The organism is Xenorhabdus khoisanae (genome assembly GCF_001037465.1).
GTDB lineage: Bacteria > Pseudomonadota > Gammaproteobacteria > Enterobacterales > Enterobacteriaceae > Xenorhabdus > Xenorhabdus khoisanae.
Map to the genome: position 1 here is coordinate 1 of NZ_LFCV01000050.1, position 19,949 is coordinate 19,949.

Consider the following 19,949-nt stretch of genomic DNA (forward strand, 5'->3'; position numbering starts at 1 on the left):
CAATAAATTATGATTTTTATGATAATAACCTTATAAAATTAGTTGATTTCAATCAAAGAATCTTCTCATTTGTATTGGTATACAGGAAATCAAGAATGATGGTTGATTAAGCGCCTATCCGATTAGGCTCTAAGTAATGGTTTGACTAAATAACCAAGATGATGTTGGAGGTATAAATGATTACGGGGATTCAAATTACCCAATCTGACAACGCTGCATTGATGAATTCTTTTTGGCTGTTGGATGATGAAAAAAATGAAGCACGTTGTATCTGCGCTAAAGCAGATTACGATGAAGGCCAGATTGTTGCCAAAGATGAATTGGGGCAATTTGAATATCGAGAAATTCCGTTGGAAGTGAAACCGACTGTGCGTGTAGAAGGGGGACAGCATCTGAATGTGAATGTCCTTCGTCGTGAAACGCTGGAAGATGCAGTGAAGCATCCTGAAAAATATCCTCAACTCACTATTCGTGTTTCTGGTTATGCAGTGCGTTTTAATTCTCTGACTCCAGAACAGCAGCGTGATGTTATTGCCCGTACTTTTACAGAAAGTCTGTGATTTTGTCTAAATTCAGGCAGCTGAGGCTGCCTGATTATTTATAATTGACCACTTCCACCTGCTTCTGATGCAAACCTACCCGGCGTTATTTCTGCGCGTAAAATCATTTTCTTATCTAACTTCGTAATTTTATTTCTTTTATTCATAATAAACAAAATTGTTAATCAAAGATTAAATTTGTTATAAAGGCGTTAATTATTCTGCCGATAGAGAGTTTGGAGTTTTGATTACCTCTAACCTGAATAATCTGTAGGAGAATTTTATGACTCTATCAGTAAATACCAGTTTTTTAAGTGAACTAGGGATATATTCATTACAAGGAAATTCTCTGCAACCTCAATCTAATTCTCCAGCCGAGTCATTACCAGATAAAGCTGAGCGCATTTCTGCCTCATCTATTTTGCTGTCAGAAAACACCAGGCAATCTAATGCACTTTATCAATCATTGATCAACGATATCAGTGCTCGTGCGATGGAATCACCCATATTGACAGCCAATGATATTGCAGGAAAACAGTCTAAGTTTATTGACTATAACCTGACATTAGTTACTCGTGATGTTTACCGGGAGCAAAGTTTAGGAATTCCTAGTTTTGAACGTTTGTCTGATGATGACTTATCACAAGCAGGTATTGATCCTGATACATTGAATGATTATTCAACAGGATTTCAAGCAGGGGTATATAAACATCAGGGGTTATATATTGTTTCTTTCACTGGCTCGAACGAGTTGAGAGATTTCATGGTAAGTATTCGTCAAGGGCTTGGCTACAATGAAAAACAATATAACCAGGCGGTGGAATTAGCGCACAAGTCATTAAAAGTATTTGGGGAAAATGTCATTTTCACGGGGCATTCCTTAGGGGGCGGATTGGCAACAGCGGCTGCACTGGCAACAGGAAAACCCGCAGTTATTTATAATGCTGCCGGCGTTTCAGATCCCACGTTGAAACGTATGGGGGTATCGCCTGAAGTTGCTCGTGAATTGGCCGACAGTGGTTTGATACGCCATTACTCTGTTCAATACGATTGGTTGGGGGATTTGCAAAAAGCATTGCCTGTTCCTCAACCTATGGGTAACACAATCGAGCTTAAATATGAATTAGGAAGTATATGGGATTCCATTCTGCCTCATCGATATGGATTGCATTCATTTAAGGCTCATTTTTTGGAGGCTGTATTGGAATTAATGACGGAACAGAAGCCTTGGCTGAATAATGGCGATGCCATGTTGGCGTCAACTGATGTGACAGATGAAGGGATGTTTGCATTGAACATGCCTTCTTTGCACTCATTGGCGATGACTATGGATGAACCTGCCATTCGAGAACAATTTGAGGAAACTTATCAGCAAATTACATCACAAAGAAGTGGATAAAATTAAGCGATGTAATGCTTGAATAATGTTCAGGTGATATAAGTGGAGAGGCGAAGTCAATTCATATTCAATGACTTCGCCTGTATTGAGATAATTAATCGTTGCCAGATTCAATTACTTCTGGTCTGGGATTACCAGAAGAAGTGCGGCGTTTACCGATATTTTTGCTGTCACGATGACGAACTTTTACTCGTTTTTTCTTCGTGTCTTCTGATTTTCTCTTCTCTTTGCGTTTTTCCAACACTTTTTTAGAAGGTTTATAATTCTTTTTCTCACTTGGTGCTTTGGTTTGCGGGCGAAGCTCATCGACAACCCGTATTTTCAAAGGCTCTTGGAGATAACGGCTAATTTTACCCAGCAGAGGATGATCGTGAGATTCAACCAGAGCAATGGCAGTCCCTTTACGGCCTGCACGGGCTGTACGGCCAATCCGATGCAGGTAAACATCCGCAGTGCGGGGTAAATCAAAGTTAAAGACGTGGCTGACGTTTTCAATATCTAGCCCACGGGAAGCGACGTCTGTTGCAACCAGAATCTTGACTTTGCCATCATTCAGCCGCTTCACGGCATCTGTGCGCTTGGCCTGTACCATTTCACCTTCAAGGAAACTGGCTTGAATTCCTGCCTGACTCAACCAGTCAACCAGTTCACGTACACGTTCACGTTTGCGTACGAACACAATGGACTTTGTAACATCAGGCTGTTGAAGAAGGTTGCATAACAGGGCTGTCTTATGCTCTAACGTATCAGCACGATAATAAAATTGCTGGATTTTCTTGCGTTCGCGACGAGAAGGCTCTGCATCAATCTCAACAGGATCAGTTAACAGGCGCTCGGCAAAATCACGGATGGATTCACCTTCCAGTGTGGCGGAAAATAACAGTGTTTGTTTACGCCAGCGGGTCTCACCCGCAATGGTTTCGACATCATTAGCAAATCCCATATCCAGCATGCGATCAGCTTCATCAAGGATCAACGTTTCCACAGCACGGCAGTCGAAGTTTTCTTCTTTGATGTATTGCAGCAGACGTCCTGTCGTTGCGACAACAATATCCTGATTCTCACTGAATACTTCTGCGTGATTCATATAGGCAACGCCGCCAGTGATTGTGGCGATATCTAAATGAGTGTGAGCTGCAAATTCTTTTGCTTGTTCTGCAACTTGCATTGCCAGTTCACGGGTTGGAGTCAGAATCAGGATACGCGGTGGCCCTGATTTTTTACGGGGAAAATCGAGTAAATGCTGTAATGCTGGCAACAGGTAAGCGGCGGTTTTACCTGTACCGGTTGGGGCTGAGCCAAGGACATCCCGCCCATCCATGGCAGCAGGAATGGCTGCCGCTTGAATTGCTGTCGGGCGTTCGTAGCCTTTATCATTCAGTGCATCAAGCAGGGATTCATCAAGTTGGAATTCAGAAAAGTTTGTCGCAGTCATTATATACCTCTGTTTGGGCCGCCGATTATAAACAGGTTGGGCACATTCTTCATCCTATAAAAACATCCTATAAGCAGGTTGCTTTTATCCGCGAGCCATAAGATTTATGCTATGAGAAACTTTTATTTCAGCAGATATGACTCATGACATCGATAGATAAACCCGTTTTTCGTCGCGGTGGTTTTACATTTAAACAGTTTTTTGTTGGGCATGATAAATGTGCGATGAAAGTCGGAACGGATGGTGTGCTGTTGGGAGCCTGGGCACCAGTATATAACAAGAAAAGGTGTCTGGATATTGGGTGTGGCAGTGGTTTGATTGCATTGATGTTAGCTCAGCGCACAGGAGAGCAGACTGTGATTGATGCGGTAGAACTGGATACTTCTGCTGCAATGCAGGCGATTGACAATATACAGCAATCGCCGTGGTTTTCCCGTATTACGGTACATCAGCAGGATATTCATGACTTTGTGCGGCAGCATGTGGAACAAAATGGGTTACAGGAACATGGTTTGCTGCAAGAACACGGTTTGCAGCAAGACAGTACCCAATATGATTTAATTGTCAGTAATCCTCCCTATTTTGAACCCTCTATTGCATGTCGAAATGAAGCTCGCAATCAGGCTCGTTATACGGAATCATTGACACATCAGGGATTATTGGCGTGTGTACGGGAATTGATTGCCCCTACGGGGCTGTTTTGCGTGGTTTTGCCTTATGATATTGGTGAACAATTTGAAAAGATGGCAGTAGGGTTAGGGTGGTTTACTCATTTTCGTGTCAACATTCGTGACAGACGGGATAAGCCGTTGCATCGCCTGTTGCTGGGATTATCTCTGCATGAGCAGCAAAATCAGGTAAGTGAATTAACGATTCGCGCCTTAGATGGCGCGTATTCAGATGAATTTCGTCAGTTAATAACAGATTTTTATATTTATTATTGATAAGGTTAGCAATATTGGAGTAATGAGGCCGGTTAAAGCAATATTTTCTTTTCACGCATTAAAATCACGTGTCCTGTGAAATAGGGACTATGATTTGTACTATATGTACTCAATATGATGCACTTAATATGATGCACTTAATATGCCCAATAGATTTCTGGTCGCTATGTGGTGATAAGATAAAACTATAAATAAATATAAATATCAATTGGATAAAAGAAGTGAAATACGAAATGACAGGTGGTTGTAATATAAAATTACGGCCAAAGTTGAACTTCACAGTAAATTGATACTCAAAGTCATGCTTGTTCGGGAAAGCAGGACATCATATTGGTTTAAATTAGTACAGAATGTGGAGTTTTACCTCAGGAGAGTGAACCTCGGATGAGCGAGCAGTTAACGGATCAAATGCTGATTGAACGGGTCCAGAAAGGTGATCAAAAAGCATTTAATTTGCTGGTGATAAGATATCAGCACAAAGTAGCGGGCCTGATTGCTCGTTACGTACCTCAAAGTGACGTTCCTGATGTTGCTCAAGAGGTTTTTATTAAGACTTATCGGGCACTTTCTTCTTTCCGGGGCGATAGTGCTTTTTATACTTGGCTGTACCGTATCGCTGTTAACACGGCTAAAAATTATTTGGTTGCTCAGGGGCGTCGTCCTCCATCCAATGATTTGGATGCTAACGATGCAGAAAATTATGATGCGTCAAGTTCATTGAAAGAAATTTCGAACCCTGAGAACTTAATGTTGTCTGAAGAATTAAAGGAAGTGGTTTTCCGTACTATTGAATCGCTTCCGGAAGATTTGCGGGTAGCGATTACGTTGAGGGAGTTGGATGGGTTGAGCTATGAAGAAATAGCCGTCATCATGGAATGTCCCGTAGGCACTGTACGTTCACGAATTTTCCGGGCAAGGGAAGCCATTGATAATAAAGTTCAACCACTAATCCAACAGTAGTGGGACAAAACAATTTTAAAGGTACTTTGGCATGCAAAGAGAGAAACTTTCCGCTTTAATGGATGGAGAAGCTCTTGATAGTGAAGTCGTTCATTTGGTCTCTGAAGATGCAGCCATGCAGAAGCAATGGGAAAGATATCATCTTGTCCGTGATGTCATGCGTGGCGATGTGGGGGATGTATTACATTTGGATATCGCGAGTCAAGTGGCACTGGCGCTTGAGAAAGAGCCCGTCCAGATTAATCCAGCGGCTGTTCTAGAGTCTCAGCCAGAGCCTAAAACATGGGCTAGAATGCCATTCTGGGGAAAAATTCGCCCATGGGCGAGCCAGATTACACAAGTTGGTATTGCTGCATGTGTATCTTTGACTGTGATTATTGGCGTTCAGCAATATAATAGCAGTAGTAGTGTTGACACAGATATTCAATCTGATACGCCAGTCTTCAATACATTGCCTGTGATGGGATCAGCTTCCCCGGTAGGTTTGGCGACTCCTGTCGATGATGAAGCCTTCGGTGGTGACCTGAGCATGCAAGTTCGGGAAAGCAATAAGCGTATTGATGCGATGTTGCAGCAATATGAACTTACCAGACGCATTCATTCTGAAAAAAATTACGGTGTTACTCAGATTAATCAGCCAATTGGAGCACAACAACAATCACAGCAACAGTAATGAAACGTATTTGGGTTTCCATTTTTTTATTGGCGGTTAGCCTGTTGAATCCTCTCAAAGCCTCGGCGCAGCAAAGCGGTACCGAGGCTTTGTTGCAGGATATGAATAATGCTGTACAAACGCTGAATTATGAGCTTGGCTTTATCAACATAGGCCAGCAATTCCTGATTCCGTTGCGTTATCGTCATGCCATTATTGGCGGTAAACCTATTGCGCAAATTATACAAATGGATGGTTCCCGCCGGGAAATCATCCAGCGTGGTGACCAAATCAGCTATTACGAGCCGGGTCTGGATTCATTCAGCTTATATGGCAATCATATTGTCGATTATCTTCCACCGATCATCTTTGCCGATTTTACGCAATTACAAAAGTTCTATCGTTTCATTGATGCCGGCAGTACGCACATTGGTGATAATCCAGTGAGATTTGTTCGCATCATATCGAAAGATGAATCCCGCTATAGCTATAACATTCTGATTGATGAGAAAAATCACCTTCCTTTGCTGATTGATTTGTTGGATAAGGATAATATAACCGTTATTGAACAATTTCGTGTTGTGTCGTCAACCGTGAATGACTACATTAAAAACGAGCTGAGTGCGATTACTGATCTGAAATTACCGCCGATGCTGCTCATTCCGCCTTCCGAAAAATGGAAGTTTAATTGGCGAGTTGGGAAAATACCTGAAGGCTTCAATGAAATTTCCCGTACCAGCCGTAAACTGTCAGAAACAGAATGGTTGGAATCCATCATGTATGGTGATGGATTATTTAATTTTTCCGTAAATGTAGTGGCTGCAAACAAAAAGGCCGTTGGGGAACAACCATTTCGGCAAGGCAGGAGAACGGTTTATACTTTGGCCCGCGGTAAAAATAGCATTACCGTTATTGGGGAGCTGCCTTTCACGACCGCTGAGCGGATTGCGGCAAGCGTGACATTTACGGAGGAAAACTGATGGTCAAAGAGTGGGCGACAGTTGTCCGTTGGCAAAAAGGCCGCGCATTGTTGCGTTATGGTTCATCTTCAGGTTGTGGTAGTTGTCAGTCCAGAACTACCTGTGGTTCTTATTTATTGGAAAAAATAGGGCCGGAAAGTATTCATCAGTTGGAGCTGGAGATCTCTCAGCCACTTCAGCCGGGGCAGAAAGTTGAAGTGGGCATTCCTGAAAGTAGTTTGTTGCGTTCAGCAATGTTAGTTTATTTAACGCCATTACTGGGGTTATTTTTGGGAGGGGTGCTTTTCCAGTTTTGGACGAGCGACCAGTTATGGATATGTTTAGGGGGAATTGGCGGAGGGTTTGCCGGTTTCTTCATTGCCCGCAAGATTGCTACGTATTGGGACAACCTGCAAGCTTACCAGCCTGTTGTGTTACAAATTGGTCTGCCGCCCGATACGATTAAGGTTCTACAGCAAGAATAATCTGTTTTACCCTATGAGCTTCAACTTTTTTATCATACTGGAAATCACAAGGTCATACTGAAAACCACAGGCATGACTAGGTTTTCACAGGTTTGGCATGTAGAATACGACTCCTCAAGGCCAGTGGCCGAACCAATAAACTGTCGCTTTATGTCCATCAGTGTGTCCATAGGCGAATGATTCAGAAATATTAAGGCAAAAAAGATTTAATAATGAAGCAAATACGAAATTTCTCCATTATCGCCCACATTGACCACGGTAAGTCCACTCTATCTGACCGGATTATTCAAATCTGTGGGGGGCTGTCAGATCGTGAAATGGCAGCACAAGTACTGGATTCAATGGATCTTGAACGTGAACGTGGCATCACTATCAAGGCGCAAAGTGTAACTCTTGATTACAAGGCAAATGACGGGCAAGTTTATCAGTTGAACTTTATCGATACGCCCGGACATGTTGACTTCTCTTATGAAGTTTCCCGTTCTCTGGCTGCTTGTGAAGGTGCTTTGCTGGTGGTTGATGCGGGTCAGGGGGTTGAAGCTCAGACCTTGGCTAACTGCTATACTGCCCTCGAAATGGATCTGGAAGTGGTTCCGGTTCTGAACAAAATTGACCTCCCAGCAGCGGAGCCAGAGCGTGTTGCAGATGAAATTGAAGACATCGTTGGCATTGATGCAACAGACGCTGTTCGTTGTTCTGCAAAAACGGGTGTCGGAGTGCAGGATGTTATTGAACGTCTGGTGAAAGAAATCCCGGCACCGGAAGGTGATCCTGATGAACCATTGCAGGCTCTGATTATTGACTCATGGTTTGACAATTACCTTGGCGTTGTTTCGCTTGTCCGTATTAAAAACGGTACATTGCGTAAGGGTGATAAAGTTAAGGTAATGAGTACAGGTCAGGTATATAACGCCGACCGTCTGGGTATTTTCACGCCGAAGCGAATCGATCGTGACGTGCTGAATTGTGGTGAAGTGGGCTGGCTGGTTTGTGCTATCAAAGATATTTTGGGAGCTCCGGTTGGTGATACGTTGACGACTGCACGTCACCCTGCGGAAAAAGCACTTCCGGGTTTTAAAAAGGTTAAACCGCAAGTTTATGCGGGATTATTCCCTATAAGTTCTGATGATTATGAAGCATTCCGTGACGCATTGGGTAAATTGAGCTTAAACGACGCTTCATTATTCTATGAACCGGAAAGTTCTACCGCATTGGGCTTCGGTTTCCGTTGTGGTTTCCTTGGCTTGCTGCATATGGAAATCATTCAGGAACGTTTGGAACGTGAATATGATCTCGATTTGATTACGACTGCACCAACAGTTGTTTATGAAGTTGAGACAAATAGTGATGATATTATTTACGTTGATAGTCCATCTAAGTTACCAGCCTTAAATAATATTAAGGAACTGCGTGAACCGATTGCAGAATGTCATATGCTTTTGCCGAAAGAATACCTTGGCAATGTCATTACGCTCTGTGTGGAAAAACGTGGTATGCAGACTAATATGGTTTATCACGGTAACCAGGTTGCACTGACTTACGAAATCCCAATGGCTGAAGTTGTTCTGGACTTCTTTGACCGTTTGAAATCAACATCTCGTGGTTATGCATCTTTGGATTATAACTTTATCCGTTTCCAGAACTCTGACATGGTGCGTGTGGATGTTTTGATTAATGGTGAACGTGTTGATGCGCTGGCATTGATTACTCACCGTGACAACTCACAGTATCGTGGTCGTGAGTTAGTGGAAAAAATGAAAGAACTGATCCCACGTCAGCAATTTGACATTGCAATTCAGGCTGCCATAGGCGCTCACATTATTGCGCGTTCTACTGTCAAACAGTTACGTAAAAACGTACTGGCAAAATGTTATGGCGGTGACGTCAGCCGGAAGAAAAAACTATTGCAGAAGCAAAAAGAAGGTAAAAAACGCATGAAGCAGGTCGGAAATGTTGAACTGCCACAGGAAGCCTTCTTAGCAATTCTGCACGTTGGAAAAGATAATTAACGAGGTTGTAAGGAGTTTAAATGGCTAACACTTTTGCCTTGATCTTAACGCTAGCAACGTTAATTACCGGTATTTTTTGGTGTATAGATCGGTTTAAATTAGCTCCTGAACGCAAGAAAAAACTTGCGCTCATTCAGGAACAGGCGGCAGGCGCAGAAGCTCAGGAATCTTTGGCTAAAGAAATTAATAAACCTTCATGGGTTGATACATTTGCATCTGTCTTTCCGGTGTTAGCCATTGTTTTGGTGCTGCGTTCTTTTGTGTATGAACCTTTTCAAATCCCTTCTGGTTCAATGATGCCAACATTGTTGATCGGGGATTTCATTCTGGTTGAAAAATTTGCTTATGGTCTGAAAGACCCGATTACACAAACAACCTTGATTAAAACGGGTGAGCCTAAGCGTGGAGATATCGCTGTTTTTAAATATCCAGTTAATCCAAGCATTGATTTTGTGAAACGAATCGTTGGCTTACCCGGAGACCGGATTGTTTACGATTATGTCAAAAAAGAGCTTCAGGTGTATCCAGATTGTGGTTGGAATGCTGAATGCAAGGGAGCTTTACCTGTCATTTATCGGGACATGTTTCCAAGTGAATGGACTATCAAAGAAGATGTAACCCCTGAAGGGGTCCGTGTAAGTGGTGTTTATCAAGTACCACTTGATGAAATATTAGGGCCATATACACTCCGCCAAGGGGAAAGGATTGAAAGCTTAGGTAATGTGTCACACCATATTTTGACCATTCCCCCGGTGCAATCTATACCTCATTATCGTCAGGCAGGTTTGCCACCTGGTGTTTGGGTTGTGCCTGAAGGCCAATATTTCGCGATGGGTGATAACCGTGACAATAGTGCAGATAGCCGGGAGTGGGGATTCGTACCGGAGAAAAATCTGGTAGGCCGTGCAACCGCCATCTGGATGAGTTTTGAAAAACAAGAAGGTGAGTGGCCTACCGGTGTACGTTTGAACCGAATTGGTGGAATTCACTAATATTTATATATTAGCGCAGCATTAATTTATCTCACAGTGTAGAATATTCTTTCAAACGAGATGACTGGTTCCTTATGATGATGGACATCTTAGGGAGCCAGTGCAAACGCAACAGTTTTGTAAGGCTCCCATATTAACCTTTAGGGATATCGCCTCACAGGTCTGTTGCGTGTGCTTTTATTTGATGAATTCTAACTGAATTGGTAGCACATGAACTCCATAATAACGAACCGATTACAACGTAAGCTAGGATATAACTTTACACAGCACGATTTATTGCTTCAAGCCTTGACTCACCGCAGTGCCAGCAGTAAGCATAATGAACGTCTGGAATTTCTTGGCGACTCAATCCTGAGTTTTGTCATTGCTAATTCGCTTTACCATCGTTTTCCCCGTGTTGATGAAGGGGACATGAGTCGTATGCGGGCAACATTAGTGCGTGGCAATACGTTGGCAGAACTGGCTAGAGAATTTGAATTAGGTGAATGCTTACGTTTGGGGCCAGGTGAGTTAAAAAGCGGGGGACACCGTCGCGAATCCATTTTAGCGGATAGTATTGAAGCATTAATTGGGGCTATTTTTCTTGATAGTGATATTCAGACAATTGAAAAGATTATTTTGAGTTGGTATGAAACTCGCTTGAATGAAATCAGCCCGGGCGACAAGCAAAAAGATCCTAAAACACGTTTACAGGAATATCTGCAAGGGCGTCATTTGCCGTTGCCTACATATTTGGTTGTTCAAGTTCGTGGGGAAGCACACGATCAGGAATTTACAATTCACTGTCAGGTCAGTGGATTTGAACAACCTGTCAGAGGAGTAGGTTCCAGTCGCCGCAAGGCAGAACAGGCGGCTGCGGAACAAGCATTAAAACAACTGGAGCTTGAATGAGCGAAGAAAAAAACTATTGTGGATTCGTTGCAATAGTCGGGCGGCCCAACGTCGGTAAATCAACTTTATTGAATCAGTTATTGGGTCAGAAAGTATCCATCACCTCTCGTAAACCTCAAACGACGCGTCACCGCATCATGGGGATTCATACGGAAGGGGTTTACCAGGCCATTTATGTTGATACGCCGGGCCTTCATATTGAAGAAAAACGTGCGATCAACCGTCTGATGAACCGTGCGGCGAGCAGCTCTATTGGTGATGTAGAACTGGTTATCTTTGTTGTGGAAGGTACGCACTGGACACCGGATGATGAAATGGTGGTGAGTAAGTTGCGTCACTTGCGTTGCCCTGTCCTGCTTGCCATCAATAAAGTGGACAATGTGACAGACAAAACCATTCTCCTGCCACATATCGGTTTTCTTAGCCAACAGATGAATTTCATTGATGTTGTGCCGATCAGTGCAGAAAAAGGCATGAATGTTGATACTATTGCCAAAATTGTACGCGATCATATACCACAGGCTGAGCACCATTTCCCTGACGATTATATTACCGATCGTTCACAGCGTTTTATGGCTTCAGAAATCATCCGTGAAAAGCTGATGCGTTTCTTGGGGGATGAGCTGCCGTATTCCGTGACAGTGGAAATTGAACAATTTGTTGCCAATGAACGTGGAGGGTATAAGATCCACGGTTTGATTCTGGTAGAGCGTGATGGCCAGAAGAAAATGGTGATTGGTAATAAAGGCAGCAAAATCAAGACGATTGGTATAGAAGCTCGTCAAGATATGGAAAGGCTGTTTGATGTAAAAGTCCATCTGGAACTGTGGGTAAAAGTAAAAGCGGGTTGGGCTGATGATGAACGAGCGCTGCGTAGCCTCGGTTACATCGACGACTTATAAGGTTGACTTGTGGACGGCTGGCAGAGAGCTTTTGTGCTTCATGGACGCCCTTACAGTGAAACCAGTTTATTACTGGATTTCTTTACTGAAAATGAAGGGCGGGTACGTGTTTTAGCGAAAGGCGCCCGCAGCCGTCGCTCTCATCTAAAAGGTTGCTTGCAACCTTTCACCCCGCTGCTCATTCGCTGGAGTGGGCGGGGGGAAATCAAAACATTACGAGATGCCGAACCTATCTCATTGGCTCTTCCCTTAACGGGGAGCGTACTTTACAGCGGATTGTACGTGAATGAACTCTTATCCAGAGTTCTTGAGCAAGGAATGGCATATCCCGCTCTTTTTTTCGATTATCTCCAATGCCTACAAGTTCTCGCTGCGAGTGAATACACGCCGGAATATGCTTTGCGCCGTTTTGAGTTAGCGTTACTGACCAATATGGGATACGGCGTAGATTATCTTCACTGTGCAGGCAGTGGTGAGCCTGTCGCGGATGAGATGACTTATCGTTATCGTGAAGAAAAAGGGTTTATTGCCAGTTTGGTTATTGATCACTACAGTTTTACAGGTTATGAACTAAAGGCGTTGGCAGCGGGTGAGTTTCCTGATGGTGCGATTTTGAAAGCAGCTAAGCGCTTTACCCGCATTGCATTGAAGCCTTATTTGGGCGGAAAACCACTAAAAAGTCGTGAACTGTTTCGCCAATTTGTACGTAAAAAAACTGATAATCCCAACAAGAAAAATGAAAATTAAAGTAAGTCACTTCTTCATGATGAAGGTATAGACTTTACTGAATTTTATATTATTGCAGGAGCTAAAAATGGCTGAAGTATTGTTAGGTGTCAACATTGATCATATTGCAACCTTACGTAATGCCCGTGGGACACAATATCCTGATCCCGTTCAGGCTGCATTTGTGGCGGAACAGGCGGGAGCTGATGGTATAACGATTCATCTGCGTGAAGACCGTCGCCACATTACTGACAGAGATGTTCAACTATTAGAAAGAACGATTCAAACTCGCATGAATCTCGAGATGGCTGTAACGGATGAAATGGTTGGTATTGCCACTCAAATCAAACCTGCTTTCTGTTGTTTAGTTCCTGAAAAGCGTCAGGAAGTCACGACAGAAGGGGGATTGGATGTGTGTGGACAAAAAGAACATATTGCTGAGGCTGTTAAGATTCTATCGGAAGCGGGCATTCTGGTATCTCTGTTTATCGATGCGGATCACCAACAAATTGATGCTGCTGTTGAAGTTGGAGCGCCATTTATTGAGATTCACACTGGTGCGTATGCAGATGCGGAAGACGAGATACAGCAGGAAAAAGAGTTCCAGCGTATCAAAGAAGCTGTAACTTACGCGGCTGGAAAAGGCATTAAAGTCAATGCTGGTCACGGTTTGACCTATCACAATGTACAGCGTATTGCGGCCTTGCCTGAAATTTATGAACTGAATATCGGGCATGCCATCATTGGCCGTGCTGTATTTAGTGGCCTGTCTGCTGCGGTTGCGGATATGAAAACTTTATTGAGAGAAGCACGTCGTTAATGGGCATTATTGGATTAGGCACAGATATTGTTGAAATATCCCGTATTGAGGAAATTATCGGGCGTTCCGGTGAACGTCTGGCAAGGCGTATACTGTGCGATGGGGAATGGCAACAATATCAACAGCATAATCAGCCTGTCCGCTTCCTTGCAAAACGGTTTGCAGTCAAGGAAGCGGCAGCCAAAGCACTTGGAACGGGTATCCGCAATGGCTTGGCCTTTAATCAATTTGAAGTTATCAATGACCTACTGGGAAAACCCACATTAAAACTTCATGGGGAGGCTAATGTGCTGGCTAATAAACTGAATGTCAGATCTATGCATGTCACACTAGCAGATGAGCGTCGTTATGCTTGTGCGACAGTCATATTGGAAAGTTAAATTCAGATTTTATCAGCATGATGTAAGAGCACAAACTTATCCCACAATTGCTCTTCGGTTTCCTGATGGTTAGGATCAAAAATAATAGTATTAGTGATCGGGCAGACAGACTGGCAAGTTGGCTTTTCATAATGCCCGACACATTCAGTACAGCGTTCAGGCTCAATTTCGTAGATCTCCGCACCCATTGTGATAGCCTGATTAGGGCATTCAGGTTCACACATATCACAATTGATACAGCGTTTGGTAATTAATAGTGCCATTTCAACCTCTTACATAAATTAAGTCTTTTCATTAGTGACTTAATCTTTTCCTGATTTGTTGCTTAGATCGTCCTTGTTATTCCATACGGTGTATTTTTACAAAAAACGCTCTGGGAGACTATATTAGCACAAAGTTAGCACAAAATTTATTGAGACGTGTTTTGTCAAATAAATATTAACAATCGAACTGTGTCATTCTTGTTCAATAAACATTCCATTTAGACAATAACGGAATGGAAAGTCATCGAAGTTCTTCCAGCCAGCTCAATGGAGAATATTTATTGATAATTTCGCCAAAAATCCCGTGTAATTATCATGGTATATACTTAGGTATGTTTTAAATAATTTAGAGTAACAATATGATTGAATACATCGTAAAACACGGTAATGACATCGTGAAGGTCTTGGGATCTATTGGTACTTTCATTGGTATTATTTTATCTGTATTAAAGAAGCTTTATGCAGACGTGTGTGTGTTCAGAGAACGGAAAGCGATAAAGTACATTAAGTATCTGAATCAGTATAATAATTACTTGGATGAAGGTGACAAAAGTTATCTTAAATATGCGATTGCATCTGAGATAATGTTTGATACCACAAAAATTAAATCTGACAGATTCAGAAAAATATTCATCAAGCTGAAACAAGGTGGGCTAAGTGCTGAATGTATCGCTAACCTGAAAAAGTTGAAAACATATGCTGTGTTAGATTCTGGTGTGGTTCAAGTGAAAGTTAAGCCATTTTATTATGTTACTTATTGGTTTGAAAAGATATTTTCTATTTATTTTTTTGCATTGGCATTTGTTGTATTGATTGCGTTTTTATTAAGGGTTGATGTTTTTACTAATACAATAGGAGGGGCTTTCGATTTTCTCTTGGTTATTTTAAGCATGATTTTATTTATGGGTATTGGGATCTACCTATTGGTATTAAGTCCATCAAAATATCAAATTAAAGAACTGAATGATGAATTAATTCAATATAAAATTGATGATGTTTTGTAGTTTAGGTTTGTGAATTTGCCATTGTGTTGTAACTTGAAGCCTGTTACATATTCATCTCAATTATGTAAGTTCCGGAGTTTTTTAATGAAGGCAAGCGGTTTTATAGAAAATGGTTTTATAGAAATAGTATTACCAACTAATTATCACACGAAGGATTTTTTAGCCTTTCATCAAAGAGATGAAATGGAAGTTTCTGAAATCGTGCAACAGAATAAAATTAAAAAGGGAATGGTCTGGCAGGAATACCCGGCTCTCCTGACAATAGCCCTTGAAAAGAATAAAGCACGTATACAGCTTGATATTGATGGCGATGGGGATCTTTGCTCAGATGAAGCATTATCTGCGCTGGCTTCACACATGTTAGGGTTGAAGCAGCCTGTCGAATTGTTTGAATCCATATATCAAGATCATCCTGTTATTGGCGATTTGGTTACCAGACAAACGGGTTTACGCATTTATCAGTCAGCCACACCTTTTGAAGCACTAAGTTGGGCAATCATCGGCCAACAGATCAGCGTAAGTGCAGCAATTTCTATTCGACGGCGTTTTATTCAGGCAATCGGCATCCAGCACTCTTCAGGATTATTGTGCCATCCGACTCATAAACAGGTCATTCAGTGTTCTGAACAGGATCTGCGTCAGTGTGGTTTTTCCGTAGGTAAAGCCAATGCCTTGCTGAATGTTTGCCGGCTTATCGATTCTGGCGCGTTGGCGTTGAATATTCCAGAGGGGGAAAATGAAATCAACTGTCTGACGGATAATTTACTTGCCATCAAAGGCATCGGCATGTGGACAGTTAATTATGCTTTGCTGCGGGGGCTTAATTATCTGAATGGCTCACTGCATGGTGATGTTGCGGTAAGGCGTAATCTCCAATATTTGCTTAAGCAAGAAGATAAAGTGGGCGCTGCTCAGGCAGAAGAATGGCTGGCAGGCTTTTCTCCCTGGAAGGCTCTGGTAGGCGCACATTTATGGCGACAGCAGTCCAGTAGTGGGTATTAATTAATACCATTCCAATCCCTTGTAAGGCTTGTTCCTTAAGGTATCAAGGCGGCTTGCAAGTGAACCAACGTGGATTTCAAGTTGGTGCCCATCGGGATCAAGCAGATAAATGGATTCTCCTTCACTGCGATTCTCTTTCCATTGTTGTATACCCGCAGCCAGTATTTTCTCTTTGAAAGCAGGAAAATCATTAGCCGAAATGCTAAAGGCGATGTGGGTATAATCCCTTGCAGGTTTGGCTTCATCACAAGAAAGACAAAGCCACAGTTCTCTAAGACTTAGGTAAGCGCCATTTTGCCAACGTACATGTAGCGTAAAACCAAGCTGATTAATGTAGAAATTCAGGCTGCGTTCAAGGTTTGATGTGGTAAGTGTCAGGTGATTAAGTCCTGTCAGCATGGATATTTATCCTTTGGGGAAATAATGGATCTTAATAACCAATATCAGGATGTTAAAAAAAGCGCGTTTAATAAGCAAGTTTTGTTTATAGATGAACATCCTGAATACAGATGAAATGTTATTGTTTGTTTTGCTTATATGATACTTCCATTCATTGAGAGGTTTTGACCATGTTACTTTTTTCACCATTTGAAAATCTAGCTCAACAACTTTTACCTATGGCAATAGAAGGTGATGATGGTGCTCATGATGTTGCCCATCTTTATCGGGTATGGAGAAATGCGAAGCAAATTTGTGAAGCGGAGTCTGGTGATTTGCGGTTGGTGTTTGCTGCTGTGTTATTACACGATTGTGTGAATGTTGAAAAAAACGCCCCAAACCGACACCTTGCTTCACGCATGGCAGCAGAAAAAGCAGCATTAATATTGGAAGAGTTGGGGTGGAATGAAGAGGATATTATTGCCGTCGGTCATGCTATTGAAGCGCATAGTTATTCAGCAGGGTTAACGCCCAAAACATTGGAAGCCAAAATTGTGCAGGATGCAGATCGGCTGGATTCCATTGGTATGGTTGGTATTGGGCGCTGTTTTTATATTGCAGGGCGTATGGGGTCTTCACTGTATGATTTCCACGATCCTTTGGCAAAACACCGGGAATATAATGACAGGGCTTATACTATCGATCATTTTTATACCAAGTTACTTAAAATAGAGGCCGGATTTCAGACTGCATCGGGCAGGAAAATGGGCAGTGAAAGAACAGCACGCATGAAACTATTTCTTGATGCTTTTCTGGATGAAATTCAGGTTGAATCAGCAAATTGAGATGAGTAAACAATATTGATGATGACCCGCTATAATGAACGGGATTTTCATAAGTAAGAGAACATGCAGTGACAGAAATATATACGGTAACCGAAAACTATAATGATGAATATTGGATGCGTCGGGCAATAAAGTTAGCAATGCAGGCACAAGAAAAAGGTGAGATTCCTGTAGGTGCTGTATTGGTAGCAGATAATGAAATTATTGCCGAAGGATTTAATCATCCGATTACCGATCATGATCCTACCGCACATGCAGAAATCATAGCTCTGCGACGTGGTGGTATGCAATTGCAGAACTATCGTCTATTGAATACGACACTGTATGTCACTCTGGAACCTTGCATCATGTGCGCTGGGGCAATGGTGCACAGCCGGATACAACGGTTGGTTTATGGTGCCAGCGATATGAAAACGGGGGCTGCGGGATCATTGATTGATATATTGCGTCATCCGGGCATGAATCATCAGATTGACATCACCGGCGGTGTATTGGCGCAAGAGTGCTCCTCTATGTTGAGTGCGTTTTTCAAACAACGTAGGGAGCAACATAAGGCATTGAAGAAGTTGAAAGCCCAACAACAAGAAATGCCATAGTCAGTGATGATTGAAGGCCTGTTATGGCTGGACTACCTTCTCAGATTGCGCCGGGGTTTTTTCCTCCGGCGTTTTTTCATGAGATTCAGCTTTAGTGCCTTCCGCTTCATCATTACTGTCGGTTTTAGAATCTTCTGTTTTACCATTTTCAGGTTGAGGCTCGCTGACTGTGGTTGTATTCGCTGAAACTTCATCTCTCTCTGCTTTCTCGCGGTTAGCTTTTGCCCGCAGATACCCTTCCAGACTCAAATAGTAACGCCGGATATTTTCCACATAGCGGTAAGCTTCATAGCCGCGAGCATAACCATACGTTGTATTAGTATAGTATTTTTTCTTACTTAGCAGAGGCAGGCGTTTTTTAACATCCAACCAACTGTCAGGACTGCCTTTTTGTGCAGCAGTTAGTTTTCTGGCATCAAGCACATGCCCATACCCCATATTATAAGCGGCGAGGGCGAACCAGATACGTTCATCTTCCGGAATAGTTTTTGGCAACCGATCCATCAAATAGTGTAAATAAGACATTCCACCTTTCACACTATCTTCCGGATCTAACCGATCGTGAACGCCTGCCCATTCCGCTGTCGGGCGAGTGAGCATCATCAGGCCACGGACGCCGGTGGGAGACGTTGCCTGAGGGTCCCAATGCGATTCTTGCCATGCAATAGATGCCACTAATTGCCAATCAAGTGAACCGGCATATTTTTCAAAAATCGGCTGATATGTCGGTAATGTTGTATTGATGGCGCGAATAAATGAAATAGTGTCGAAATAATCGAACGAACCGACATGACTGAAATACTTTTCTTGCAGCCGCGACATAATGCCGTTTTCAGCCAACATGCTGAAAAAATCAAGCATGGCTGAATAGAGACTATAATCATCATTTCGTCTTAAATACCAAGTCAGGGGACGTTCTTCACTGACATCAAAAGCAACAGCTAAATTGGGATGAATACGCTGTTGCAGGGCTAAGCTGATTGAATCGCTGATTGTATAGTCGATTGTCCCTTCGGAAACTTGTTCAAGTAATTGCTGAGAGTTTTCGTGTAACGTCTCTTGCCAAGTTAAATCAGGATAAGATTGCTCTTTCCATTTTCTTAGTTCGCTTGCATGGGTTGAGCCAGCGGTGACGATGAGAGTGCCTTTTAAATCATTAAACGAGCGTGGGCGCGTTGTTCCCTTACGATAAACCAGCTGTTGTAAGACTGAAGCGTAGGCAGGGCCCGTGCGTGTTTGATCCAGCCTATCTCTATTATAGATAAGACCAGCAGCCAAAAAATCGGCTTTATCATTTTCTAAGTCGTCAAAAAGCTGGTTAATGTTGGTACGAAATTTAATGACAAGTTTAACACCCAAATAATCAGCAAACCGTTTGGCTAGTTCATAGTCGAATCCCGTGGGTTCATTTTTATTGTTAAGAGAAATCAGAGGAGAGGTGATGGTACTAACCCGAAGCTCTCCCCGTGCCAGAATTTTGTTTATCTGCTCCTGCTGTTTATTGGGCCAATTGATGTTTAGGCCAATGATGGCAGCAGAGAGGAGCGCGATAATCACGATAACAAAATAATTAATCTTTATATTACTCAAATAGTTATCTCTCGCTAGTGCGATTAGGCTCCGTGTGAAATGTAAGATAATAGCATGGTCAAATTCCCAGTAATCGAGAATTTTGCGCAACAAAATTGGGATGTGCAACTTTATTAAATTAATTTAGAGGCTTTATTAAGTGTATTGTTAGGTTAATAAATGGTCGCGCAAACGGTTT

Annotated in this window: 22 protein-coding genes; 18 read left to right on the forward strand and 4 right to left on the reverse strand. The window is 42.4% G+C overall.

The window, feature by feature from the left end; translation table 11 throughout:
- Positions 1–176 precede the first annotated feature (176 nt).
- Positions 177–560: an autonomous glycyl radical cofactor GrcA gene (grcA, locus tag AB204_RS08315; RefSeq protein WP_047962917.1), complete on the forward strand. Its 384-nt coding sequence runs from the start codon at positions 177–179 to the stop codon at positions 558–560.
- A 262-nt stretch (positions 561–822) separates the two neighbouring features.
- Positions 823–1,938 carry a hypothetical protein gene (locus AB204_RS08320; protein ID WP_047962918.1) on the forward strand — a complete coding sequence of 372 codons (1,116 nt, stop codon included), beginning with the start codon at positions 823–825 and terminating at the stop codon, positions 1,936–1,938.
- Positions 1,939–2,032: 94 nt separating this feature from the next.
- Here AB204_RS08320 and srmB read toward each other — a convergent pair whose 3' ends face one another.
- Positions 2,033–3,373, reverse strand: a complete 1,341-nt coding sequence (srmB, locus tag AB204_RS08325; RefSeq protein WP_047962919.1) for an ATP-dependent RNA helicase SrmB — start codon at positions 3,371–3,373, stop codon at positions 2,033–2,035.
- A 143-nt stretch (positions 3,374–3,516) separates the two neighbouring features.
- Here srmB and AB204_RS08330 point away from each other — a divergent pair, with 143 nt between their 5' ends.
- The 12 genes from AB204_RS08330 to acpS all read left to right on the forward strand — a co-directional run bounded on the left by AB204_RS08330 (position 3,517) and on the right by acpS (position 14,093).
- Positions 3,517–4,317, forward strand: coding sequence for a tRNA1(Val) (adenine(37)-N6)-methyltransferase (locus AB204_RS08330; protein ID WP_047962920.1), 801 nt, complete (start codon positions 3,517–3,519; stop codon positions 4,315–4,317).
- Positions 4,318–4,701: 384 nt separating this feature from the next.
- Positions 4,702–5,277: an RNA polymerase sigma factor RpoE gene (gene rpoE / locus AB204_RS08335; protein WP_047962921.1), complete on the forward strand. Its 576-nt coding sequence runs from the start codon at positions 4,702–4,704 to the stop codon at positions 5,275–5,277.
- 31 nt (positions 5,278–5,308) lie between these two features.
- Positions 5,309–5,950 (forward strand): anti-sigma-E factor RseA, encoded by a 642-nt coding sequence (gene rseA, locus AB204_RS08340; RefSeq protein ID WP_047962922.1) that lies wholly within the window; start codon positions 5,309–5,311, stop codon positions 5,948–5,950.
- Positions 5,950–6,909 (forward strand): sigma-E factor regulatory protein RseB, encoded by a 960-nt coding sequence (gene rseB / locus AB204_RS08345; protein ID WP_047962923.1) that lies wholly within the window; start codon positions 5,950–5,952, stop codon positions 6,907–6,909. Before rseA ends, rseB begins: the two co-directional genes overlap by 1 nt.
- A complete protein-coding gene (rseC, locus tag AB204_RS08350) occupies positions 6,909–7,373 on the forward strand; it encodes a SoxR-reducing system protein RseC (protein WP_047962924.1) in 465 nt (154 codons plus the stop codon). Before rseB ends, rseC begins: the two co-directional genes overlap by 1 nt.
- 212 nt (positions 7,374–7,585) lie before the next feature.
- Positions 7,586–9,382: a translation elongation factor 4 gene (gene lepA, locus AB204_RS08355; RefSeq protein ID WP_047962925.1), complete on the forward strand. Its 1,797-nt coding sequence runs from the start codon at positions 7,586–7,588 to the stop codon at positions 9,380–9,382.
- Between the two features lie 20 nt (positions 9,383–9,402).
- Positions 9,403–10,374: a signal peptidase I gene (gene lepB, locus AB204_RS08360; RefSeq protein WP_047962926.1), complete on the forward strand. Its 972-nt coding sequence runs from the start codon at positions 9,403–9,405 to the stop codon at positions 10,372–10,374.
- Between the two features lie 210 nt (positions 10,375–10,584).
- The gene (rnc, locus tag AB204_RS08365; protein WP_047962927.1) at positions 10,585–11,265 is read left to right on the forward strand and encodes a ribonuclease III; all 681 of its coding nucleotides are present in this window, start codon (positions 10,585–10,587) and stop codon (positions 11,263–11,265) included.
- Complete coding sequence (era, locus tag AB204_RS08370) at positions 11,262–12,167, forward strand: GTPase Era (RefSeq protein ID WP_047962928.1); 906 nt, start codon at positions 11,262–11,264, stop codon at positions 12,165–12,167. The genes rnc and era overlap by 4 nt, the downstream gene beginning before the upstream one ends.
- Positions 12,168–12,176: 9 nt before the next feature.
- Positions 12,177–12,914: a DNA repair protein RecO gene (gene recO, locus AB204_RS08375; protein ID WP_047962929.1), complete on the forward strand. Its 738-nt coding sequence runs from the start codon at positions 12,177–12,179 to the stop codon at positions 12,912–12,914.
- 67 nt (positions 12,915–12,981) lie between these two features.
- On the forward strand, positions 12,982–13,713 hold the full coding sequence (pdxJ, locus tag AB204_RS08380) for a pyridoxine 5'-phosphate synthase (protein ID WP_047962930.1): 732 nt from the start codon (positions 12,982–12,984) through the stop codon (positions 13,711–13,713).
- The gene (acpS, locus tag AB204_RS08385; protein WP_047962931.1) at positions 13,713–14,093 is read left to right on the forward strand and encodes a holo-ACP synthase; all 381 of its coding nucleotides are present in this window, start codon (positions 13,713–13,715) and stop codon (positions 14,091–14,093) included. The genes pdxJ and acpS overlap by 1 nt, the downstream gene beginning before the upstream one ends.
- A gap of 2 nt (positions 14,094–14,095) precedes the next feature.
- On the opposite strand, the gene AB204_RS08390 is transcribed toward acpS, so the two are convergent.
- The gene (locus AB204_RS08390) at positions 14,096–14,356 is read right to left on the reverse strand and encodes a YfhL family 4Fe-4S dicluster ferredoxin (RefSeq protein ID WP_047962932.1); all 261 of its coding nucleotides are present in this window, start codon (positions 14,354–14,356) and stop codon (positions 14,096–14,098) included.
- A gap of 359 nt (positions 14,357–14,715) precedes the next feature.
- Here AB204_RS08390 and AB204_RS08395 point away from each other — a divergent pair, with 359 nt between their 5' ends.
- Positions 14,716–15,360, forward strand: coding sequence for a hypothetical protein (locus tag AB204_RS08395; RefSeq protein ID WP_047962933.1), 645 nt, complete (start codon positions 14,716–14,718; stop codon positions 15,358–15,360).
- A gap of 183 nt (positions 15,361–15,543) precedes the next feature.
- Positions 15,544–16,362, forward strand: coding sequence for a DNA-3-methyladenine glycosylase family protein (locus AB204_RS08400; protein ID WP_235428053.1), 819 nt, complete (start codon positions 15,544–15,546; stop codon positions 16,360–16,362).
- Here AB204_RS08400 and fos read toward each other — a convergent pair whose 3' ends face one another.
- Positions 16,363–16,761, reverse strand: coding sequence for a fosfomycin resistance glutathione transferase (fos, locus tag AB204_RS08405; RefSeq protein ID WP_047962935.1), 399 nt, complete (start codon positions 16,759–16,761; stop codon positions 16,363–16,365).
- Between the two features lie 170 nt (positions 16,762–16,931).
- Here fos and AB204_RS08410 point away from each other — a divergent pair, with 170 nt between their 5' ends.
- Both AB204_RS08410 and tadA read left to right on the forward strand, forming a co-directional pair.
- The gene (locus AB204_RS08410; protein WP_047962936.1) at positions 16,932–17,585 is read left to right on the forward strand and encodes an HD domain-containing protein; all 654 of its coding nucleotides are present in this window, start codon (positions 16,932–16,934) and stop codon (positions 17,583–17,585) included.
- 68 nt (positions 17,586–17,653) lie between these two features.
- Positions 17,654–18,181, forward strand: a complete 528-nt coding sequence (gene tadA / locus AB204_RS08415; RefSeq protein WP_047962937.1) for a tRNA adenosine(34) deaminase TadA — start codon at positions 17,654–17,656, stop codon at positions 18,179–18,181.
- A gap of 21 nt (positions 18,182–18,202) precedes the next feature.
- Here the strand turns inward: tadA and mltF are convergent, their stop codons facing one another.
- Positions 18,203–19,771, reverse strand: coding sequence for a membrane-bound lytic murein transglycosylase MltF (gene mltF, locus AB204_RS08420; protein WP_047962938.1), 1,569 nt, complete (start codon positions 19,769–19,771; stop codon positions 18,203–18,205).
- Positions 19,772–19,949 lie beyond the last annotated feature (178 nt).